Origin of the sequence: Haloferax sp. Q22 (assembly GCF_001482285.1) — an archaeon.
In the GTDB taxonomy this organism is placed as follows: Archaea; Halobacteriota; Halobacteria; order Halobacteriales; family Haloferacaceae; genus Haloferax.
Genome location: NZ_LOEP01000022.1, coordinates 51,879 through 69,826, shown reverse-complemented (window position 1 = coordinate 69,826; position 17,948 = coordinate 51,879). Strand labels below are relative to the sequence as shown.

Annotated in this window: 16 protein-coding genes; 8 read left to right on the top strand and 8 right to left on the bottom strand. The window is 66.7% G+C overall.

The annotated features are described in order from the left end of the window. Positions 1-87: 87 nt before the first annotated feature. Together AM590_RS09860 and AM590_RS09855 are read left to right on the top strand one after the other, a co-directional pair. Positions 88-1,299: a Cdc6/Cdc18 family protein gene (locus AM590_RS09860; protein WP_058827331.1), complete on the top strand. Its 1,212-nt coding sequence runs from the start codon at positions 88-90 to the stop codon at positions 1,297-1,299. Positions 1,300-1,423: 124 nt separating this feature from the next. Beyond that, positions 1,424-2,104 (top strand): phosphoglycolate phosphatase, encoded by a 681-nt coding sequence (locus AM590_RS09855; RefSeq protein ID WP_058827330.1) that lies wholly within the window; start codon positions 1,424-1,426, stop codon positions 2,102-2,104. 40 nt (positions 2,105-2,144) lie between these two features. On the opposite strand, the gene AM590_RS09850 is transcribed toward AM590_RS09855, so the two are convergent. Continuing rightward, on the bottom strand, positions 2,145-2,333 hold the full coding sequence (locus AM590_RS09850) for an HEWD family protein (RefSeq protein ID WP_049905201.1): 189 nt from the start codon (positions 2,331-2,333) through the stop codon (positions 2,145-2,147). A gap of 176 nt (positions 2,334-2,509) precedes the next feature. Between AM590_RS09850 and AM590_RS09845 the strand changes: the two genes are divergently transcribed. Continuing rightward, on the top strand, positions 2,510-3,064 hold the full coding sequence (locus AM590_RS09845; protein ID WP_058827329.1) for a class I SAM-dependent methyltransferase: 555 nt from the start codon (positions 2,510-2,512) through the stop codon (positions 3,062-3,064). A 172-nt stretch (positions 3,065-3,236) separates the two neighbouring features. Beyond that, positions 3,237-3,392 carry a rubrerythrin-like domain-containing protein gene (locus tag AM590_RS20465; protein ID WP_115883465.1) on the top strand — a complete coding sequence of 52 codons (156 nt, stop codon included), beginning with the start codon at positions 3,237-3,239 and terminating at the stop codon, positions 3,390-3,392. A gap of 97 nt (positions 3,393-3,489) precedes the next feature. On the opposite strand, the gene AM590_RS09840 is transcribed toward AM590_RS20465, so the two are convergent. From AM590_RS09840 to AM590_RS09815, 6 genes are all read right to left on the bottom strand, one after another. Continuing rightward, positions 3,490-4,458 (bottom strand): DUF368 domain-containing protein, encoded by a 969-nt coding sequence (locus AM590_RS09840; RefSeq protein ID WP_058827328.1) that lies wholly within the window; start codon positions 4,456-4,458, stop codon positions 3,490-3,492. Positions 4,459-4,571: 113 nt separating this feature from the next. Continuing rightward, the gene (locus AM590_RS09835; protein ID WP_058827327.1) at positions 4,572-7,706 is read right to left on the bottom strand and encodes an oligosaccharyl transferase, archaeosortase A system-associated; all 3,135 of its coding nucleotides are present in this window, start codon (positions 7,704-7,706) and stop codon (positions 4,572-4,574) included. Positions 7,707-7,902: 196 nt separating this feature from the next. Next, positions 7,903-9,342 (bottom strand): oligosaccharide flippase family protein, encoded by a 1,440-nt coding sequence (locus tag AM590_RS09830; RefSeq protein ID WP_082677706.1) that lies wholly within the window; start codon positions 9,340-9,342, stop codon positions 7,903-7,905. Positions 9,343-9,352: 10 nt separating this feature from the next. Beyond that, positions 9,353-10,165, bottom strand: coding sequence for a glycosyltransferase family 2 protein (locus AM590_RS09825; protein WP_058827325.1), 813 nt, complete (start codon positions 10,163-10,165; stop codon positions 9,353-9,355). Positions 10,166-10,251: 86 nt separating this feature from the next. After that, positions 10,252-11,241 (bottom strand): glycosyltransferase, encoded by a 990-nt coding sequence (locus AM590_RS09820; protein WP_058827324.1) that lies wholly within the window; start codon positions 11,239-11,241, stop codon positions 10,252-10,254. After that, on the bottom strand, positions 11,242-12,648 hold the full coding sequence (locus AM590_RS09815; RefSeq protein ID WP_058827323.1) for a sulfatase-like hydrolase/transferase: 1,407 nt from the start codon (positions 12,646-12,648) through the stop codon (positions 11,242-11,244). A gap of 101 nt (positions 12,649-12,749) precedes the next feature. Here AM590_RS09815 and AM590_RS09810 point away from each other — a divergent pair, with 101 nt between their 5' ends. Together AM590_RS09810 and AM590_RS09805 are read left to right on the top strand one after the other, a co-directional pair. Beyond that, positions 12,750-13,865: a glycosyltransferase gene (locus AM590_RS09810; RefSeq protein WP_058827322.1), complete on the top strand. Its 1,116-nt coding sequence runs from the start codon at positions 12,750-12,752 to the stop codon at positions 13,863-13,865. 106 nt (positions 13,866-13,971) lie between these two features. Continuing rightward, positions 13,972-15,276 carry a sulfatase-like hydrolase/transferase gene (locus AM590_RS09805; RefSeq protein ID WP_058827321.1) on the top strand — a complete coding sequence of 435 codons (1,305 nt, stop codon included), beginning with the start codon at positions 13,972-13,974 and terminating at the stop codon, positions 15,274-15,276. Positions 15,277-15,297: 21 nt separating this feature from the next. Here the strand turns inward: AM590_RS09805 and AM590_RS09800 are convergent, their stop codons facing one another. Next, on the bottom strand, positions 15,298-15,933 hold the full coding sequence (locus AM590_RS09800) for an FkbM family methyltransferase (protein WP_058827320.1): 636 nt from the start codon (positions 15,931-15,933) through the stop codon (positions 15,298-15,300). A 130-nt stretch (positions 15,934-16,063) separates the two neighbouring features. On the opposite strand from AM590_RS09800, the gene AM590_RS09795 reads away from it, so the two are divergent. Together AM590_RS09795 and AM590_RS09790 are read left to right on the top strand one after the other, a co-directional pair. Beyond that, complete coding sequence (locus tag AM590_RS09795) at positions 16,064-17,029, top strand: hypothetical protein (protein ID WP_058827319.1); 966 nt, start codon at positions 16,064-16,066, stop codon at positions 17,027-17,029. A gap of 2 nt (positions 17,030-17,031) precedes the next feature. Next, a complete protein-coding gene (locus AM590_RS09790; protein WP_058827318.1) occupies positions 17,032-17,943 on the top strand; it encodes a glycosyltransferase family A protein in 912 nt (303 codons plus the stop codon). The last annotated feature ends 5 nt before the right edge of the window (positions 17,944-17,948 follow it).

The following is a 17,948-nucleotide window of genomic DNA, read 5'->3' as shown; positions in this document are numbered from 1 at the left end:
TCATGTTCTCACTTGACAGGGAAGATGTCGGTAGTGGTCGATTTTTACGCGTGCGCTGGATACCGTCAGCACGGAACGTTCCACGCTATGCGCCTCGAAGACAGAATCACCAGACGACGCCGCCGCGGCGGGACGGGACGGCGGCTCGTCCGGGACCTGAACGCGCTCGACCCGACGGCCCACCCCGACGAGCCGACCGGCCGCGGGCCGACGCTCGAACGCATCCTCGACCACCTCGACCCGGTGTTCGACGGCGATCTGCCGCTCGACGCCCACGTCCACGGGCCGAAAGGAGCCGGGAAGTCGGCGGTCGTCGAGACGCTTTTCGAGCACCTCTCCAGCGCGCTCCCCTCCCAGCGGTCGGTCATCCACACCGCCACGCGCACCGCCGCCACGCCGACGACCTCTTTCGCCTACGTCGACTCCCGCGACGCCTCGACCGAGTTCGCGCTCCTCCACGCGGCGCTCGACGCGCTCTGCGAGGAACCGGTGCCGTCGCAGGGCGTCGGGGTCGAGGCACTCCGCGAGCGGCTCACAGACCGGGTCGCCCACGACGAACACGCGGTCGTCGCCGTCGACCACGTCGACGAACCGGAGACCTACCCCGCGGCGACGGCGGTCGAGACGCTCTCGTCGGTGTCGCCGCACCTCTCGGTGCTCACCGTCGGCCGCGACCCTCGAAGCGACGCGAGCGAGCGCGACGACGGGGACGGAACGACTGACGCCATCGACGCCACCGACGCGGCGTCCATCGCGGTGCCGGCCTACGAGCGCCACAGCCTCGTAGATATCCTCGTCGCGCGCGCCTCGGACGGCGTCACCCGAAACGCGCTCTCGCACGAGGCGACGCGCGAGGTGGCCGAGTGGGCCGACGGCGACGCCCACGACGCGCTCTCGGCGCTCTACGGGGCGGCGACGCTGGCCGCCGCCGACGGCGCGGACGCCCTCGACACCGAGTACGTCTGCGCCGGCATCGACGCCGTCCCCGACGACGGCTGTTCGCTCGGGCGCGTGTTCGCGCTCCCCGAGAGCCGCCGTCGCGTCCTCCGGGCGTTCGTCGCGCTCGACGACGAAGAGACGGCCTCCGTCTCGACGGCGACCGAGAACGTCGCCGCGTCGCCGCGCGTGTCGCTGTCGCCCGCGACCATCCGACGCGTCCTCTACGAACTTTCGGACCTCGGCATCGTCCGCCGCGTCTCCGACGGCGACTCCACCGACGGGCCGGGCCGGCCGGCGACGCGCCCCGTCCCGAACTTCTCGACGCTGGCGTTCCGCGGGCTGGACGACGCCGAGCGCTGAGCCGTGGGAGGTGGCGACCTGCGCGCCCCCCGCGACCTGCGAGAGCGACGACCCGCTCGGGCCGTCCTGCGGCGCGCTTCTCCCCGACCGCTGAATCTTTTTCCCCCGTCTCCCAACTCCGGGTATGGTTCCGCCGCTCGTACTCGACATCGACGGGACGCTCACCGACGCGCAGGGCCGCCTCGACCCGCGCGCGTTCGAGGTGCTCCCGACGTGGGACGCGCCCGTCATCCTCGCCACCGGCAAGGCGTTTCCCTATCCGGTCTCGCTGTGTCACTACCTCGGCCTCCCGCAGACGGTCATCGCGGAGAACGGTGGGGTCGTCCTCGCCGACGGCGAGGTGACGTTCACCGGCGACCGCGAGGCCGCGCAGGCCGCCGCTGACGAGTTCGTCGCGCGCGGCGGCGACCTCGGGTGGGACGCCGCAGACACCGCGAACCGCTGGCGCGAGACCGAGATTATCGCCCGCCTCGACGCCGACGAGGCGCTCCTCCGAGAGGTCGCTGACGAGTTCGACCTCGAAGTCATCGACACCGGCTACGCGTACCACATCAAGACTCCGGGGGTGGAGAAGGGCGTCGGCCTCGAACGCGTCTGCGAGACGATGGGCTACGACCCGGCGGCGTTCGTCGCCGTCGGCGACAGCGTCAACGACGCTTCGACGTTCCGCGTCGCCGGTCGCTCGTTCGCCGTCGCCAACGCGGACGACGTGGCCAGGGAGGCCGCCGACACGGTGCTCGAACAGTCGTACATGGACGGCACGCTCTCGGTGCTCGAATCGCTCCGGGAAGAAGACGCGGCGTAGCGGCGTAGCACGACGACCGCGCGCGCAGTTCGTCGGCGTCTCAGGCCGGCTCTTCGAAGGGAGCGAAGCGGCCGTTGATGTCCCACTCGTGGATACAATAGGGGCTTCCGACCCGTTTCTCGCCGTCTTCTTCGGCGACGACCCACGTCGCGGCGTCGTCGTCCCAGCGTTCCACCCGACCGCAGCGCTCGCAGACGCGTCGCGTCGGTCGTCGAAGTTGGGGTTCCATACGTGTGAGACTGACTGCCGGGCAAAAAAGCCCATCGCCGTCGGCAGTTTCGCGGTCGGCCCGCTCGGCACCCGACGCTCGCCGCCGGAGCGAACCCACCGGGACAGTTGTGTACGCGCCGAACACGCATCTTCCGGAACCGATGGGACTTACGGGCCGGGGCGCGGAATGCATCCATGGGCTTTCACACCTTCGACGCCGACAGGGCGGCGAAACTCGACGACTCCGCGCGGTTCCGATTCGCCTCCCGAGAGGAACTGCTCTCGCACCTCGGCGTCGCTCCCGACCGGGTCGTCGCCGACCTCGGCAGCGGCACCGGTTTTTACACCGACGAAGTCGCCCCATACGTCGGCACGCTCTACGCGGTGGACGTACAGGCGGTCATGCATGACTACTACCGCGAGAAGGGAGCACCCGACAACGTCGAGTTCGTCACGGCCGACGTGGCATCGCTTCCGTTCGACGACGACCACCTCGACGCCGCGTTCTCAACGATGACCTACCACGAGTTCGCCACCGACGACGCGCTCGCAGAACTCGCCCGCGTCGTCCGTCCCGGCGGTACCGTGGTCGTGGTCGATTGGTCCACATCCGGGTCGGGGGAGGACGGGCCGCCGCTCGACGAGCGCTTCGGTCTTGGCGACGCGACCGACGCGCTCGAATCGGTCGGCTTCACCGTTTCCCACGGTGAGACGCGCCGCGAGACGTTCGTCTGCGTCGCCCGGCGCTGACGCGACCGACAGGGCAGATGGGATATTTTCTCACAAGAATTGTAATCTGAGGTGCTATGTGGTGAATATAGTTACACCTCCCGAACTAATGCGGTTGTAAACATTAACATACTAGAGTAATTTGTTGAATATCAGGACAACGCTTACCACGAGAACCGTGCCAACTAATAACATGGCATTACATAACTCAGTCATCGACGACTATCACCCGACAGAGGGGTACTACGAGTGTCGCTCCTGTCGCACGCGGACGGTCAGTGGGTCTCACCTGTCCGAGTGTCCCGACTGCGGCGGGTCGGTTCGGAACATCGCCGTCGCCCGCGAGTGAGGGCCGCCATCGCCCGCGCGAGTCCGTGAGCGTATCGCGTCCGAACAGCCAATCGACTTCCTTCTCACCCCGCGGCCGTCCGCCGCGACGGCCCCGCTCAGGACTCGATGATTCCCGTGTACCGGTCGACGAGTAGGACAACCGCTGCGCCGACGACCGCGGCCACGGCGAACGCGGCGTAGAGCTCTGTCGTCCACGACAGCCCCGCGTCGACCAGTTCCTCGGTGCTCTTTACGACCGGCGCGCGGAGCGCCCCGACGATGAGGCTCACGAGGAACGCCAGCGTCGCTCGGCGGTGGTGTTCGAGCGCCCAGCGGACGACGTGTGCGATGCTGAACAGGCCGACGACGGCCCCGAGCATGAACGTGATGACGACCGTCCCCGGTTCGATGACGACCGACAGCGGCGCGCCGCCGACGACGTCGACGAGGCTGTCGACGAACGCGTTGAGCGTCGCGGTCATGTACCTGTACTGACCGAGAATCAACAGGAGGAGCGACCCCGAGACGCCGGGAAGAATCATCGCGCTGACGGCGATGCCGCCGGCGAACGCAATCGCGGGAAGCGAGTGTCCGGCGACCCCGGCACCCCCGCCCGAGGCGACGAAGGCGATGACGAACCCGGCGACGGCGGCCGCGATTTGTCGCGGGCCGTCGAGCGAGACCTGCGCGTACAGGACGACCGCCGACGCGGCGATGAGCCCGAAGAAGAAGCCGTAGGTAGGGACCGGTGCCTCGTTGAGCGCGATGTGGAGTACGCGCATCACGGTCACGATGGCGGTGGCGATACCCGCACCGAGCGCCAACAGGAAGCCGATGTCGACCTCGCGCATCGCCGCGACGGCGTCGGCCCGGCGTCCCGGGACGACGACGCCGAGGGCGCGCTTGATTCGACCGGGCGTGATGGCCGTCACCGCGCTGATGAGCCGTTCGTAGATGCCCGTGATGAGTGCGATAGTGCCGCCCGAGACGCCCGGAACGGCGTCGGCGGCACCCATACAGATGCCCTTCAGGTAGATGAGAAGCAACGAGAAACGGGGTGTCGCCCCGTCTGAGTTCCTCGACATTTCGTTGTCGGATGCTCTCTCGGGAAGGATATCAGTCCACCGCTCTGCGGACCGTCGCGCGAAAAAAGTGCGTGGAAACTGCGGACGGCGCGCGGACCGGTTCCGGTCCGAATCTACGCGGCGACCGAGACCGCGCTCGCGTCGACCGACGACGAGGTCGACGCCGACTCGTTCGTCTGCGAGTCGTTCGAAGCGGAGTTCTCCGTCAGGTCGAACTCCTGTTCGTTCCGTTCGAGGGTGACCGCCACGGCACCGTCTTCGGCACCGTTGACGAGGCCCTCCTCGACGGCGACGTTCTGCGCCTGGTAGCTGACGACGGTGTTGTTCCCGGCGAACGTCGTCGGGCCGGTGAACGTGTAGCCGCTCGTCGCGCGGACGCTAACGTTCGTGTAGCCGTTGTCCGGGCCGTACTCGCCGTAGCCGGTCGTGGAGTACGGGAGCGTCATCGTGAACTCACCGTCGGCGTCGGTCTGCGCCTGCTGCGTGTAGGTGAAGTTCGTTCCCGTGGTCAGGTCGCGCATCTGGACGCGCGCGGTCACCGTCGCGTTGGCCGGGGCACCGCTGCCTTCGACCGTCGCGCCGGGGACGCGCTCGAACGTCTTCACCCACGACGGGTTGTCGGGGACGAGCGCCTGCGGCTGGATGCCGTAGGTGTTCCCCTCGCGGACGAGCGAGTTCTGGTACGACCCCGAGCGGAGCGCCGAACTGTTCGAGGACTTCACGAGGCGGTAGTGTTCGAGGGCGGCGACGCGCTCTTCGGGGAACGTTCCGATGCCGCCGATCTGCGAGGTCGGGTCGTTCGCGACGTACTCCTCGGCGGCGGTCATGTTGTCGAACACTCTGACCGGCTGTCCGTCGGAGGGCGTCACCTTGAACGTGGTCTCGCCGTCGGCGGACGTTCGTTCTTCCCAGTCGACGACGATGGGCGACGCCTCACGGGCGCTGCCGTGGTACGCGTAGAGCCGAATCATCAGGCTCTCGTAGTACCGCTGGTCCTTGAGGTTCGACACGGCGGCGATTCTCGTCTGTCCGTCCTGTTCCTGCAGTCGGTACATCGGGCCGTAGAAGTCGGACGACGACACGTTCGACTCGTCGTAGAAGACGGTCGGGGCACCGAACTTGGAGTCGGTCGAGGCCATCTGCCAGTCGACCATGACGTAGCGGGTCTCGTTACCCTCCTCGCTCATGTCGGCGAGGACGTCGGAGGCCTGCGCTTCGTTCGGTGCGAGGAGGAAGTTCGCCGCCTCGGTCGCGCCCTGCTGGAACGGGTTAGCGTTCGGGATGCGCTCGCCGAGAACGGTTATCCAGTGACCGTAGTCCCACCACGACATGACGCCGTAGCTTCCCTCGGCGTAGTCGAAGTCGCTCGTCCGTTCGTAGGTTCCGTAGTACTCCATCCCGTTGGATGCGCCACCGAACTCTCCCTCTTCGGGCGTGTTGGTCTGCATCCACTCGAAGCTGTCCTGCCACTGCGTCACCGTGCCCGGGCCGGTCCGGGCGGACTCGATGGCGTTGTTGCTGGTGCCGGCGTTGCCGAGCTGAATCGGTACCACGAGCACCGGCGTGAGAACGAGAAGCAGGGCGATAGCGACGACCGCGACGGTTCCGAGCGACACGTCGTCGAGGCGGTCGGTGTCGGCGAGGTCGATGATGCCGAGCGAGAGCACCTCGCGGAGGAGGTACGCGTTCATCACCGCGACCACGACTGCGAGGTAGTAGTTGAAGCGGACCTGCGTGAAGGCGGCCGAGGTGATGATGGCCGCCCAGACGAGGACGAACAGGTGTTCGCTCTCGTAGTCGGCCTGCAGCACCGCGCCGACGATGAGGGCGGTCACGATGGCGAGGCTGACAAGCGAGGATTCGAGGCCGAGGAGCCCGCCGACGCCGGCCGGGATGGCCGGAATCAGGAAGATGACGCCGAAGGCGGCGAGGCTGCCGGCAACGTAGCCGATTTTCCGGGTGTCACCGTCGCGGACGAGCGGCTTGCCGACGAGCCAGATGGCGCCGACGAGGCCGGTGAAGAACGTGAAGCCGTACTCGGACATGATGCGCTCCGTCGCGGTCATGCCGGTGTTCTGGAGGACGTTCGCGGCGATGAAGGGCTGTGCCTCACCGATGGTGCGCGTCGCCGCACCGGCGCTGAAGCCGACGGTGCGGAGGAAGTTCACCGCGAGGCTGTCGAACACAGCCGGGAGAGCGACCGAAATGGCACCGATTGCGACGAGGCCGAGGACGGCGACTGCGGCGGGGTAGCCGCGGTCGTCGACGTCGGCGGACTCCCACCAGCGGGCCAGACCGGCGAGGACGACCGCGCCCGCGCCGACGCCGAAGGAGATGACCGGGTGGAGGAGACTGAAGTTCGTCACGCTGAACGAGAAGTCGGTCAGCGGGACGAACATCAGGAGGCCGGTGACGAGCATCGAGACCGCACCGACGAACGCGACGTGTTCCGGGGACTGCCCGCCGACGTAGTCGGCGACCATCTGGAGGACCAGATACAGGCCGAAGATGCCGACCAGAAGGACGCCCGGCGGCCACGCCCACATGTAGAGCGCCATGCCCACGCCCGCGAGCGCGGACCAGATAAGCGTGGAACGGAGGGCGTCGAAGTCGCGGGCGGCAACGAGTTCCCAGACGGGTTTCTCGCGGTTCGCCACCGTGAGGGCGATCATGACCGCGACGACCGCGAAGCCCTGGAAGAACGGCTCGGCGACGTTGTGGTCGGCGAAGCCGACGAGGCCGCGCTGGAGGAACGTCCCGGGGAGCAACGCGAGGATGACGACCCCGAAGATGCCGCCGAGGCGACCGCCGAGACGGCGGCCGATGAGGAACGTCGGGATGGCGACGAGCGCCCCGAAGACCGCCGGGGCGACGAGCAGCGTCTTGGCGACGAGGTCGGCCGACGGACTGCCGAGGCCGACGACGAGGGCGACCGTCGCGATAATCTGGTCGTAAATCGTCCCGAACTGGCCGACGCTCGTCCCGAACGGGAAGTACGTCCACGGGTCGAACGGCATCGTCGACGGCCAGTTTTGGACGGTGTACGTCACCTCACGGAGGTGGTACCAGGCGTCGTTCCCCGAAAAGAGGACGTCACCGTCCCTGATGAAATTGCTATACGACCGAAGACGGACGGCCAACATGGCGACCAGTATCACGAGGAGGGCGGGGACGTGATACCAGTCCTTAGCGAGGTCGAGGACCGATTTCGAGTCGGGGTCCTCGATGCGCTCTGTGTCTGCGCTCATCGCTTCGATGGACTGGGAAAACCCGCATAAGCCTTATGACTCGGTTTCATCGCCGAGACGGGCTATCTCCCGGTGAGACCAACAGTTCGTGGGTTCTCACGGTCGTCTAGTCGCGGTTTCGCGGCCGAACGAGCGGCGACCCGCGCCGGAGAGGCAGGGACGAAACGCGGGATCGACGCGACCGGACGCCGGTAGTTCACCCCTCCAGCACGTCCTGTAGCGAGCCGTAGACCGTCTCTCTGAAGTGGCGGCTCACGACGATCAGCGACCCGAAGTACGTGACGACGCCGACCGCCAGCACCACCGACAGCCAGACCCAACTGGTGATGGTCACGACGTATCTCGTGGTGAGCTCGACGGCGGCGAACATGACGGCTCCGCTCGCGAACTGCGCGAGCATCGGTCTGGTGACCGCGACGCCGCCGAGGTGCCGGTGGGCGAAAAACTGGTACGCCGCGAGGACGAGCCAGTTTGTCAGCACCATCGCCGCGATGACGCCCAGGAGTTCGAACTGCCAGACGAGCGCGAACGACAGGATGAGGTGAACGGCCGTGGAGACGAGCCTGATTCGCAGGGCGACTTCCGGCCTGTCGATTCCCTCGACCGCCGCCTCGAACGCCCCGATGTACACCCCGGCGACCGGCGCTAACGTGAGGCCGACGAGCGCCGGCCCGGCGGCCGAGAAGTCGCCGCCGAAGACGGTGACCATCAACTCCCGCGGGATGGCGGCCGCGCCGAAGAAAATCGGAATCGAGAGCAGCCCCGCGTACGAGACCGAGTTCACGAGGTCCGCCCGTATCGGCTCGCCGCTGGACGAGACGCCGCTCGACTTCACGGACAGCGCGTCTTTTATCGACCCGCCCAGCATCGTGCCCGGCATGGATGCGGTCGCGGCCGCGGTGTAGATGCCGACCGGTCCCGCGCCGACCGCGAGCCGGAGGATGAGCACGTCGAGTTGGGAGTCGAACGACCGGAGTAGCTGGGTCGGAACGTTCCACTTACCGAACTCGTACAGTCGGCTCACGCTGCTCCAAGTCGGAATCCGCGGGTAGACGCTCGCGACGACGGCGGTGATCCCCGCGCTCGCGAACGTCGCCACCGCCAGCCCCGCGACGACGCCGAAGGAGCCGAGCCCCCAGACGATGAACAGTATCTGGAACCCGAGCGTCAGGACGCTCCGCACCGCGTCTATCCACGACGCGTTCGCGGGGTAGCCGAGGCCGGCGTAGAGGTGGGTGAGTATCTCGAAGACGCCGAGCGCGGCAACGAGGAGGACGACGGCGTAGGCGAGTTCCACGCTCCCGAAGTAGTCGACGACGAACGGGTTCAAGAGGGCGAACGCGACGAGCAGACAGAGCGTGAACGCCGCGTGGAAGATGAGCCCCGTACTCAGGTAGTCCCGTGGGTCGACGCCGACTTCGCTGACGCGCTTGCGAATCGCCCAGCCGGTGCCGTTGGCCACCTGTCCCAGAACCATCGCCACGGCGACGACCGTACGGTACTCGCCGAGGCCGACGTCGCCGAGCAGCCGAGCGAACGCGACGATACCGACGAACCCGATGAGGCTCATCACCACGTCCGAGCCGAGGCTGAGAATCACCTCTCGGCCCATCTTGAGTGATTTGCTCTTGCTCATCTCTGGGCGTTCAACGGCTACATCTCGTTTCGAACCACGCCTGCTCCCAGTCGTCCGGGTGCTCTCGCCGGAAGGCCTCTAACTCGCGGACCTTGCCGTAGGTGACGAGCCGGTACTGAAACGAGAAGGAGGCGAACAGGATGGCGGCGTAGCCCTCAAGGATACCCTTCTCCAGAATCAGGTGCCGGCCGGCGGTCGCGAACCCTTTGGCCGCGTAGCGCCACAGCGACGGTGACTTCCCCTCGGTGACGATTTCGAGGGCCTCCAGCGAGGTGTACTGGTCGAACTTCTGGAAGAACTCGCTTATCGACTCGTAGGTGTAGTGCCGCAACACGCCGAGACACTCGACGACCTCGTACCCCGGCGCGGGCTCGACGACCTCGTGGACGACGTCGTCGGGCACCGCGAACGCGGCTTTCGGCCCCAGCCGAAGCGGGTCGCCGCCGATGTCTTTCATCCACGACCCGAACATCTTGTTCGTCCGGCCGACGCGGTAGAGGCCGTCTCGCCCGTCTCGAAGCACGCGCTCGATGTCGCGCGCCAACTCGTCGGAGACCTCCTCGTCCGCGTCGATGAAGAATATCCACTCGTGTTCGGCCTCGTCGATGAGGCGCTTTCGAAGCTCACCGAACCCGCGGAACTCGGCTTGGATGACCCGGGTGTCGAACTCGGCGCAGATATCGAGCGTCTCGTCGTCGCTGTAGGAGTCCAAGACGACGATTTCGTCGGCGATGTCCGCGACGCTCTCCAGACACCGACGCAGCGTCCCCCCGACGTTCTTGGTGGGGATGAGTACGGAGAGTCCCCGCGCGTTCTCGGCCATGGCGTGTCATTTCCGCACTTGTTCAATAGACGTTTCGAATCGAAATAAAACGAACACCAGATAGGTTGGATTTTCGATCTCGACGACTATCTGTAACGTCTCAGCACGTCGAATATTTCGTCCGCGGTCGTCTCCCACGAAAAGCGGGCCGCGTTCTCGGCCGAGCGCGCTTCCAGCGCCTCGTAGTCGACGCCGTCGCCGCGCAGCACTTCGACGAGGTCCGTCGGCGTCTCTATCGGGAGCCACGCCTCGGACGGTTCGCCCAGCACCTCCTCGTTTATCGGCGTTCGGAGCCCGACGACGGGCGTCCCGAGCTGTTGGGCCTCGACCGGCGGACGGCCGAACCCCTCCTGTTTCGACGGGTGCAGGTAGAACCTCGCGCCGGCGAGCAGCGCGCCGAGCGACTCCGCCGAGACCTCCGAGAAGCGGTCTCCGGGAAGCTCTGCGTCGCGGTCGGTGACGGCCGCGCAACTGAACCCCGCCTCCTCCGCGGCGGCGAAGCAGTCGGACAGGAACGCGGGGTTCTTCCGGTCGATGGTCGAGCCGACGTACACGAGGTCGTACTCGAACGTCTCTTCGGGGTTCGACGGGAGCTGGTCGACGCCCTGGTAGACGACGGGAGTCTCGCCGTCGAACGGCGTCCGCAGTCGGAGGTCGGACGCCGTGAACCGACTCGCGCAAATCGCGGCGTCGAGCGCGGACAGTCGGCGGGTGTAGAGCCGCGCGAAGAGCGTCGACGGGACGTCGGAAAACAGCGTCGTCACCGGGAGGATGTCGTGGACGTACGGGACCACCGTCTGCGGGACCGACCCCGGGTCGAACGTCAGGTACCGGTGGTCCGGCAGGAAGACGACCGCCGCATCCGACGCCGCGATTCGGTCGCGGAGCTTCGAGCCGACCAGCCAGCGCTTCCCGTACGTCAGCACCGAGGGGAACGGGAGCGAGCGGACCCCGTTTCGGTCGACCTCGATGCGAACCGTCTCCTCGCGGCGCAAGAGTCGGGGACACACCTCCTCGCCGAACACGCCGATTCCGCCGAGACCCCAGTCCGGTTCGGTGACGATTCCGATGGACATTCAGAGGTAACCGAGTTCCTCGAGGCGGTCACGGGTGGCCTGATGGACGTCGGCGGACTGCTCGCCGGCGGCCGCGGATTGCTGGTACTCGGCTATCGGCACGTCGAACAGCGCCTCGTCCAACGCCTCGAACTCGTCGGTTTCGCCGACCTCACGCCAGCCGTCACCGTCGGCCCGCCGCTCGTATCGCAGGCCGGTTCCGAGCGAGTCCCAGACGATTTTCTCGTCGGGGGCGAGGTAGACGCTTCGGAGCATCCGCGTCCAGTACTCGGCGTCTTCGGGCGGACTCGCGTTCGTGCTGCCGACCAGCTCGGCGCTGATGCGGTCTTCGAACACGTCGGGTGTCTCGTCGTTCGCGAGACCGACGATGAGTTCGCCGAGACCGAGATGAGAAAACAGCTCGTCTTCGAATTCGTCGTACCCCTCCGGCGGGTTCACGATGTAACACGGGACGTGGACGAGCCCTTCGGAGAGGCTGCTGTCGTGACCGAGGAGGTAGCCGTCTTCCTCCTTTCCGAGGTTCTCGCCGTGGTCGCCGGTGACGATGAACGTCACTTCGTGGTCGGCGGCCGCCTGGACCCGGTCCATGAACGCCGACACCTGACGGTCGAGGTACTCGATGGCCGCGCCGTACAGCTCGCGGTAGTAGGTGACGTGCTTCTCGTTGGCTTCGAGGCCGGCCTCACCGCCGAGGTTGATGTCCCACTTGTCGAACGCGCTGGAGTCCCACGTGTTCGGCGCGGAGTACAGCTCCGAGTCGTAGTGGGCGGCGGCGCGGTGCGGCGCGTGCGCCTCCATGAAGTTCGTAAACAGGAAGAACGGACCGTCGGTTCGCTCGACGGCGTCGGCTCCGACCTTGGAGATTATCTTCGCACCGTCGTCGAACGGCGTCGGGACGGGGAGCTTCTCGACCATCCGCTCGATGCCTACCGACGCGCCGTTCAGGAAGCTCTGTACCGGGTAGTCGTGCGTGAGTGCCGCGGGGATGAAACCGAGGTACTTCCGTATCCCGTCGCCGTCGAAGTCGTAGCCGAACCGCCCGACGTGAATCCCCTTCGGGTACCGACGGTCGGGCGAAACCTCCAGAAACTCGTCGAAGAGCTCGTTGAACCCGAACGCGGACGAGGCGTAGACGTTCGCGCTGGCCCCGAGCGACTCGTGGTCCGGTAGTCGGCTGAGGAAGGTGTCGTCGGGATCGATGCCGTCGTAGCCGCGGTTGTAGTCGTGGACCCCGTGTCGGTGGGGGAGTGATTCCAGCATGATGCTGGCGTGACTGGGAACCGACCACGAACTCGCCGCTCGACACTCCTCGAACGAGACGTCTGCCCGCTGGGGAATTCGTCGAGCGTATCTGTCGAAATAGTCCTTTCGGACGGTGTCGAGACAGATGAGGACTACGCTTCGCATTTGCGCGATGAAAACGGTGAACTATAATAAATCGACCGAAGAAGTAACACCCAACGTATGATGACCGTCTCCCGCTTTTTCGCCGACCCGTCGGTCGATAGATGAACGTTCGTATCGCCCAGACCGAGTATCGAAACAGCGGCGGTGCGGACCGCGTGACGACCGCGCTCGCGCGGTGTTTCGACGCGCCCATCGTCACCGACATCGACCGGGACGCCGCCGTCCCCTCGGACATCGACACGGTTCGCACCACCGACTCGCTCCTCTCTCGGGCGCTCGCGCGAACGCCGATTCCGAGCGAGGTGACGGACGCGTTCGTCTGGTCTCGGGTCGAGGCGCTCCACGACGCCGACGTCATCATCGGCAGCGGCCTCGCGCCCGGGTGGTACATCCCGATGGACCGACAGGTGTCGATTCAGTACATCCACGCGACGCCGCGGGCGCAGACCGACCGGTTCCAAGAGGAGATCGACTCGACGGCCGGACTCGCGTACGCGCTCGGCGGCCGGGTGCTCTACACACAGCGACCGACTCCGGACCGCTACGTCGTCAACTCGGAACTCACGGAGCGCCGACTGAACGTCCACTGGGGCGTCGACTCGGACCGAATCAGCGTCGTCTACCCACCGGTCGCGGTCGACGAGTTCTCCCCGGAGACCGACCGGACGGCCGTCGTCCCCGAGGAGGAGTTCTACCTCGTCCTCTCGCGGCTCCACCATCTCAAGCGCATCGACGAGGTCGTCGAGGCGTTCACCGACCTCGACGAGACGCTCGTGGTGGCCGGCGACGGCCCGGACAGGGAGCGACTGGAACGACTCGCGGCCGGGTCGTCGAACGTCGTCTTCGCCGGGCGCGTTTCGGAGTCCGACAAGCGCGCGCTCATGAGCCACGCGCGGGCGCTCCTCATGAACACGCGGTCCGAGAACTTCGGTATCGTCCCCATCGAGGCGATGGCCGCCGGGACGCCCGTTCTCGGCGTCGACGACGGGTTCACGCGAGTTCAGATATCGCCGGGCGACAACGGGTACGTCTACGAGCGAGGCGTCGAGCACATCAAGGCCGCGGTGGCCGAGTTCTCGGAGCGGGGCGTCTCGTGGACTCCCGAGGAGATATCCGCGTTCGCCGACCGGTTCGGTGTCGAGGCGTTCCGGCGGAACATGCGACGCGTGGTCGACGACGCGGTGGAACGGGCGGAAATCACCGGCGACTGGGAGTGACACCCACCCGGGTCACGCCGGGACCACTCGTCGGGATGACACCAGAGTACCAGTTCTGATAACTAGGCCCTCGGTCTTATGCCGGATAACCGTCGCTGTGAGGCTGATGAACGTTGCAGTCATCGTCCTCGACACGATGCGAAAGGACGTGTTCGACGAGCACTTCGACTGGCTTCCCGGCGTCCGGTACGAGGAGGCGTACTCGACCGGGAGCTACACGGTTCCGGCCCACGGTTCGCTGTTCACGGGCGCGTACCCGAGCGAGGTCGGTGCTCACTCGCAGCACGAGTACCTCCCGGACGACCGACCGACGCTGGCGGGGCTGCTCTCCGACGCCGGCTACAGGACGCGGTGTTTCAGCGCGAACCCGCTGATATCACACCTGTTCGAGTTCACGCGCGGCTTCGACGAGACAGAGTACGGCTGGCACATCCTGAACGCGCTTCCGGAGACGTACAACTGGAGCAAAGACGGGTTCTTCTCGGGGCCGCTTCGGTACCCAGAGTCGGTAGTTCGCGCGGTGCTGGACGGCGACAGTCGAACCCTGCAGTCGCTGAAAGCCGGGTACGAGATGTTCCGCGCCGAGGACGACGGCGCGGCGCACTTCCTGCGGAAGCTCCGCTCGTGGTCTTTCGGCGAGTCCGAGTTCCTCTTCGCCAACCTGATGGAGGTCCACTCGCCGTACTGGGCACCGCCCGAGTACGCGACGACCGACGCGCGCAGCGTGGACATGTACGCCGACTCGGAGAAGGTGCTCGCCGGCGACTTCGACAGCGAGCTCTTCTGGCGGGCGTATAACGACTGCGCGCGGTACCTCTCGGAGGTGTACCGCGACATCTTCGACGAACTCACCGACGAGTTCGACGTCGTCGTCACGCTGAGCGACCACGGTGAGCTGTTCGGCGAACACGACCTCGCCGGCCACCGCTACGGGCTCTACGACGAGCTGACCCACGTCCCGCTCGTCGTCTCGGACGGTCGCGGCGGACGAGAGACCGTCCGCGAGACCGCGAGTCTCGTGGACGTGTTCCAGACCGTGCTCGGGCTCTGTGACGTGGACGCCCCCGCGGAGACGGCGGGCCACGACCTGCGCGCCCTCCCGTCAGACCGCGAGGCGATGACCGAGTTCCACGGGCTCCGCCCGCTCACGTTCGACCAGCTCCGGGAGAACGGATTCCCGGCCCAAGACATCGAGCGGTACGACGAGAAGCTTCGGGGTATCGCGTTCGCCGGGTACTACGGTCACGAGGACGTGAGCGGGTTCGTCGAGTACGCCGACCCCGGCGGCGTCGACCCTCGGTCGCGACTCGACGCACACGCCCGTGACTCGGCGACCGTCGGGACGCCCCGCGCCGACCGCGAACTCGCCGATTCGACGAAGAGCCAGCTCTCGAAGCTCGGCTACATCTGAGAACACGGGCGGGAACGCCGGTCAGTCTCGCGAGTGCTCCGCGACGACGACGCTTCCCTCGGACGCCTCTTTTTTGGGCCTCACGGATGCGATATCGTAGCCCAGCGACTCGACGAGTTCGCAGACGGTCTCGTCGGGCGCGTCGAACTTCGGGTGAGTCTCGACGATTAACACCCGCGGGCGACACGTCAGACCGCGGAGAATCGGCACCTCGGCACCCTCGCAGTCCATCTCCAACACGTCGAACGCTGGGAGGTCTCCCGGCGAGACGACCGCAGCCGAGCTATCGCCGTAGACGTTCCGTCCCTCTGCGACGAGTCCGTGGACCACGTCCGTGTTCGTGTCCGCGCCGTTGAGCGCGAGCGTCGTCTTCACGTGTTCGACCTGCTCGTCGCTCGCCTCGTAGACGGTCACGCGCTCACCGTGTTCCGCCGCGATGACCGCCGAGACGCCCCATCCACCGCCGATGATTCCGACGCTGTCGGTCTCCCCCACGCGCTCGGTCAGCGCGCTCACCTGCCGCGGCTTGTAGTTCGGGCGGTCGGCTCGCAGGTCGAAGAGCCGCTCTTTTTTCACCTTCACGCCGGAGAACTCGCTTACCTTCCGCGGGAGCGCCTCCCGTATCGTGTTGTTGTAGATGTAGTTGACGGAGTGCATACCGGTGGGTGCGCCATTCCGGTAATAACTGTTCTCCTCAAATTATCAGATGTGATTTCGAGGCGGTCACGTCCTCGATTCGGGACCGGAGGTAGAGATTATAAATACTCTCCCCAGAGAGCACACAGCCATGGCTGTGCTCGATAAAGCCCGCTACGTCCTCGACGGGCTTCGTCGCAATTTCACCGATACGTTCTGGTGGCGCGAGCGGTTCTTCGAATACGTCGTCGGGCCGTTCCACACGAACGTCTCTCCCACCCGGAGCGACAGCGTGCGCGTGATGGACGAGGACTGGGACACGCTCGTTCTCCTCGACGCCTGCCGCGTCGACCTCTTCGAAGAACGCGTCGACACGTCGGCGTACGACGAGTACCGACACGTGACGAGCGCCGGAAGCACCACCCGAGAGTGGGTTCGGCAGAACTTCACCGGCGGCGAGTACGGGGACACGGTGTACGTGACCGCGAACCCGTACGTCTCGCGGGAGGCGGGCGACGCGTTCCACGAGCTGTACGAGGTCTGGCTCGACGACTTCGACGACGAACTCCGGACGGTCCACCCGAGCGACGTGACGGAGGCGGCCATCGAAGCTCACGAGGCGCACCCCGACAAGCGCGTCGTCGTCCACTACATGCAGCCCCACCACCCGTTTATCGGCGCACGAACTCTCCAGTTCGCGGGGTGGCAGATAGAGGGCGAGACCCACGGCGAGGGCGACGGCGAGGCCGGCGGGCGACCCCGAACGCCGTGGGACGCGCTTTGGATGGGTGCCGTCTCGAGAGACGAACTGTGGGAGGCCTACGGGGACAACCTCTCGCTGGTGATGGACTCCGTCGAGGAGCTTCGGTCCGCCGTTTCCGGTCGGCTCGTCGTCACGAGCGACCACGGAAACTTACTCGGCGAGCGCGTCTTTCCCGCCCAGATTCGGGGCTACGGCCACCCGAAGGGTATCCGCACGCCGGAACTCGTCGAGGTACCGTGGGCCGTCGCGGACGGCGACGACCGGCGGCGGGTCCACGCCGGCGACGCGGAGTCGGCGTCCGCCTCGGAACGCGAGGAGATGAAGGACCGGCTCCGCGACCTCGGCTACGCCTGAGCATGGTCCGGTACACCGTCGCCGTCTGCAACTACAACATGGCCGAGACGCTCGAGCGCTCGCTGGAGAGTATCCTCGGCCAGCTCACGCCCGAGTTCGAGGTGCTCGTCGTCGACGGCGGCTCCGACGACGGGAGCGTCTCGCTGCTGCGCGACCTCCAAGAGCGACACGAGACGCTTCGCGTCGTCGAACTCGACGCGGACCCCGAACGCCATCTCGGCCGCGACAGACAGATCGCGGTCGAGCGAGCCCGCGGCGACTACGTGTTGCCCCAACTGGACGCCGACGACGTGTACGACGACTGCATCCGCGACTTCGTCAGCGTCTACCACGCGTTCGAAGCGGGGTTCGACGGCCCGCTGTACCTGAACGGGCAGGGGCTCAACATCGCGCCCGCGTCGCTCCTCGAACGGATTCCCTACCGGAACCTCCCGACCTCGGAGGACCGGGACCTCTGGCGACGGTTGCTGGCCGACGACGCGATGCTCCGGCTCGAACACGGGTCCGTCCGCGAGAGCATCGGCTACGAGCGGTCGGTCGTCGACGAGATGCGCTATCGGGACTTCGCGGGGAAGGTCGCCGACGCCCAGTGCGGCGTCACGCTGACGAGCTGTCTCAAGTGGGCCGCGACCGCGCCGACTAGTCCGCTCGAACGCTCGCGCCCGCCGCTCACGCACGCGATGAAACGCGGCTACGACTGCCTGACGTTCCTCCTCGCGTACCCCGTCGCGGCGTCCCGCGAGTCGTTCCCGACGCCGACGCCGATGCGGGACCGCGCCGAGTTCGACAGGCGGCTCCGACGCGTGCAGGCGACCGCGGCCGAGCACGAGTCCCGACTCGGCGTGACGGTGGACCGGTCATCGCTCGGCGAGGCCGGCGAAACAGCGTTCTTCGGACGGCGCGGCGACGCGTAGCGACA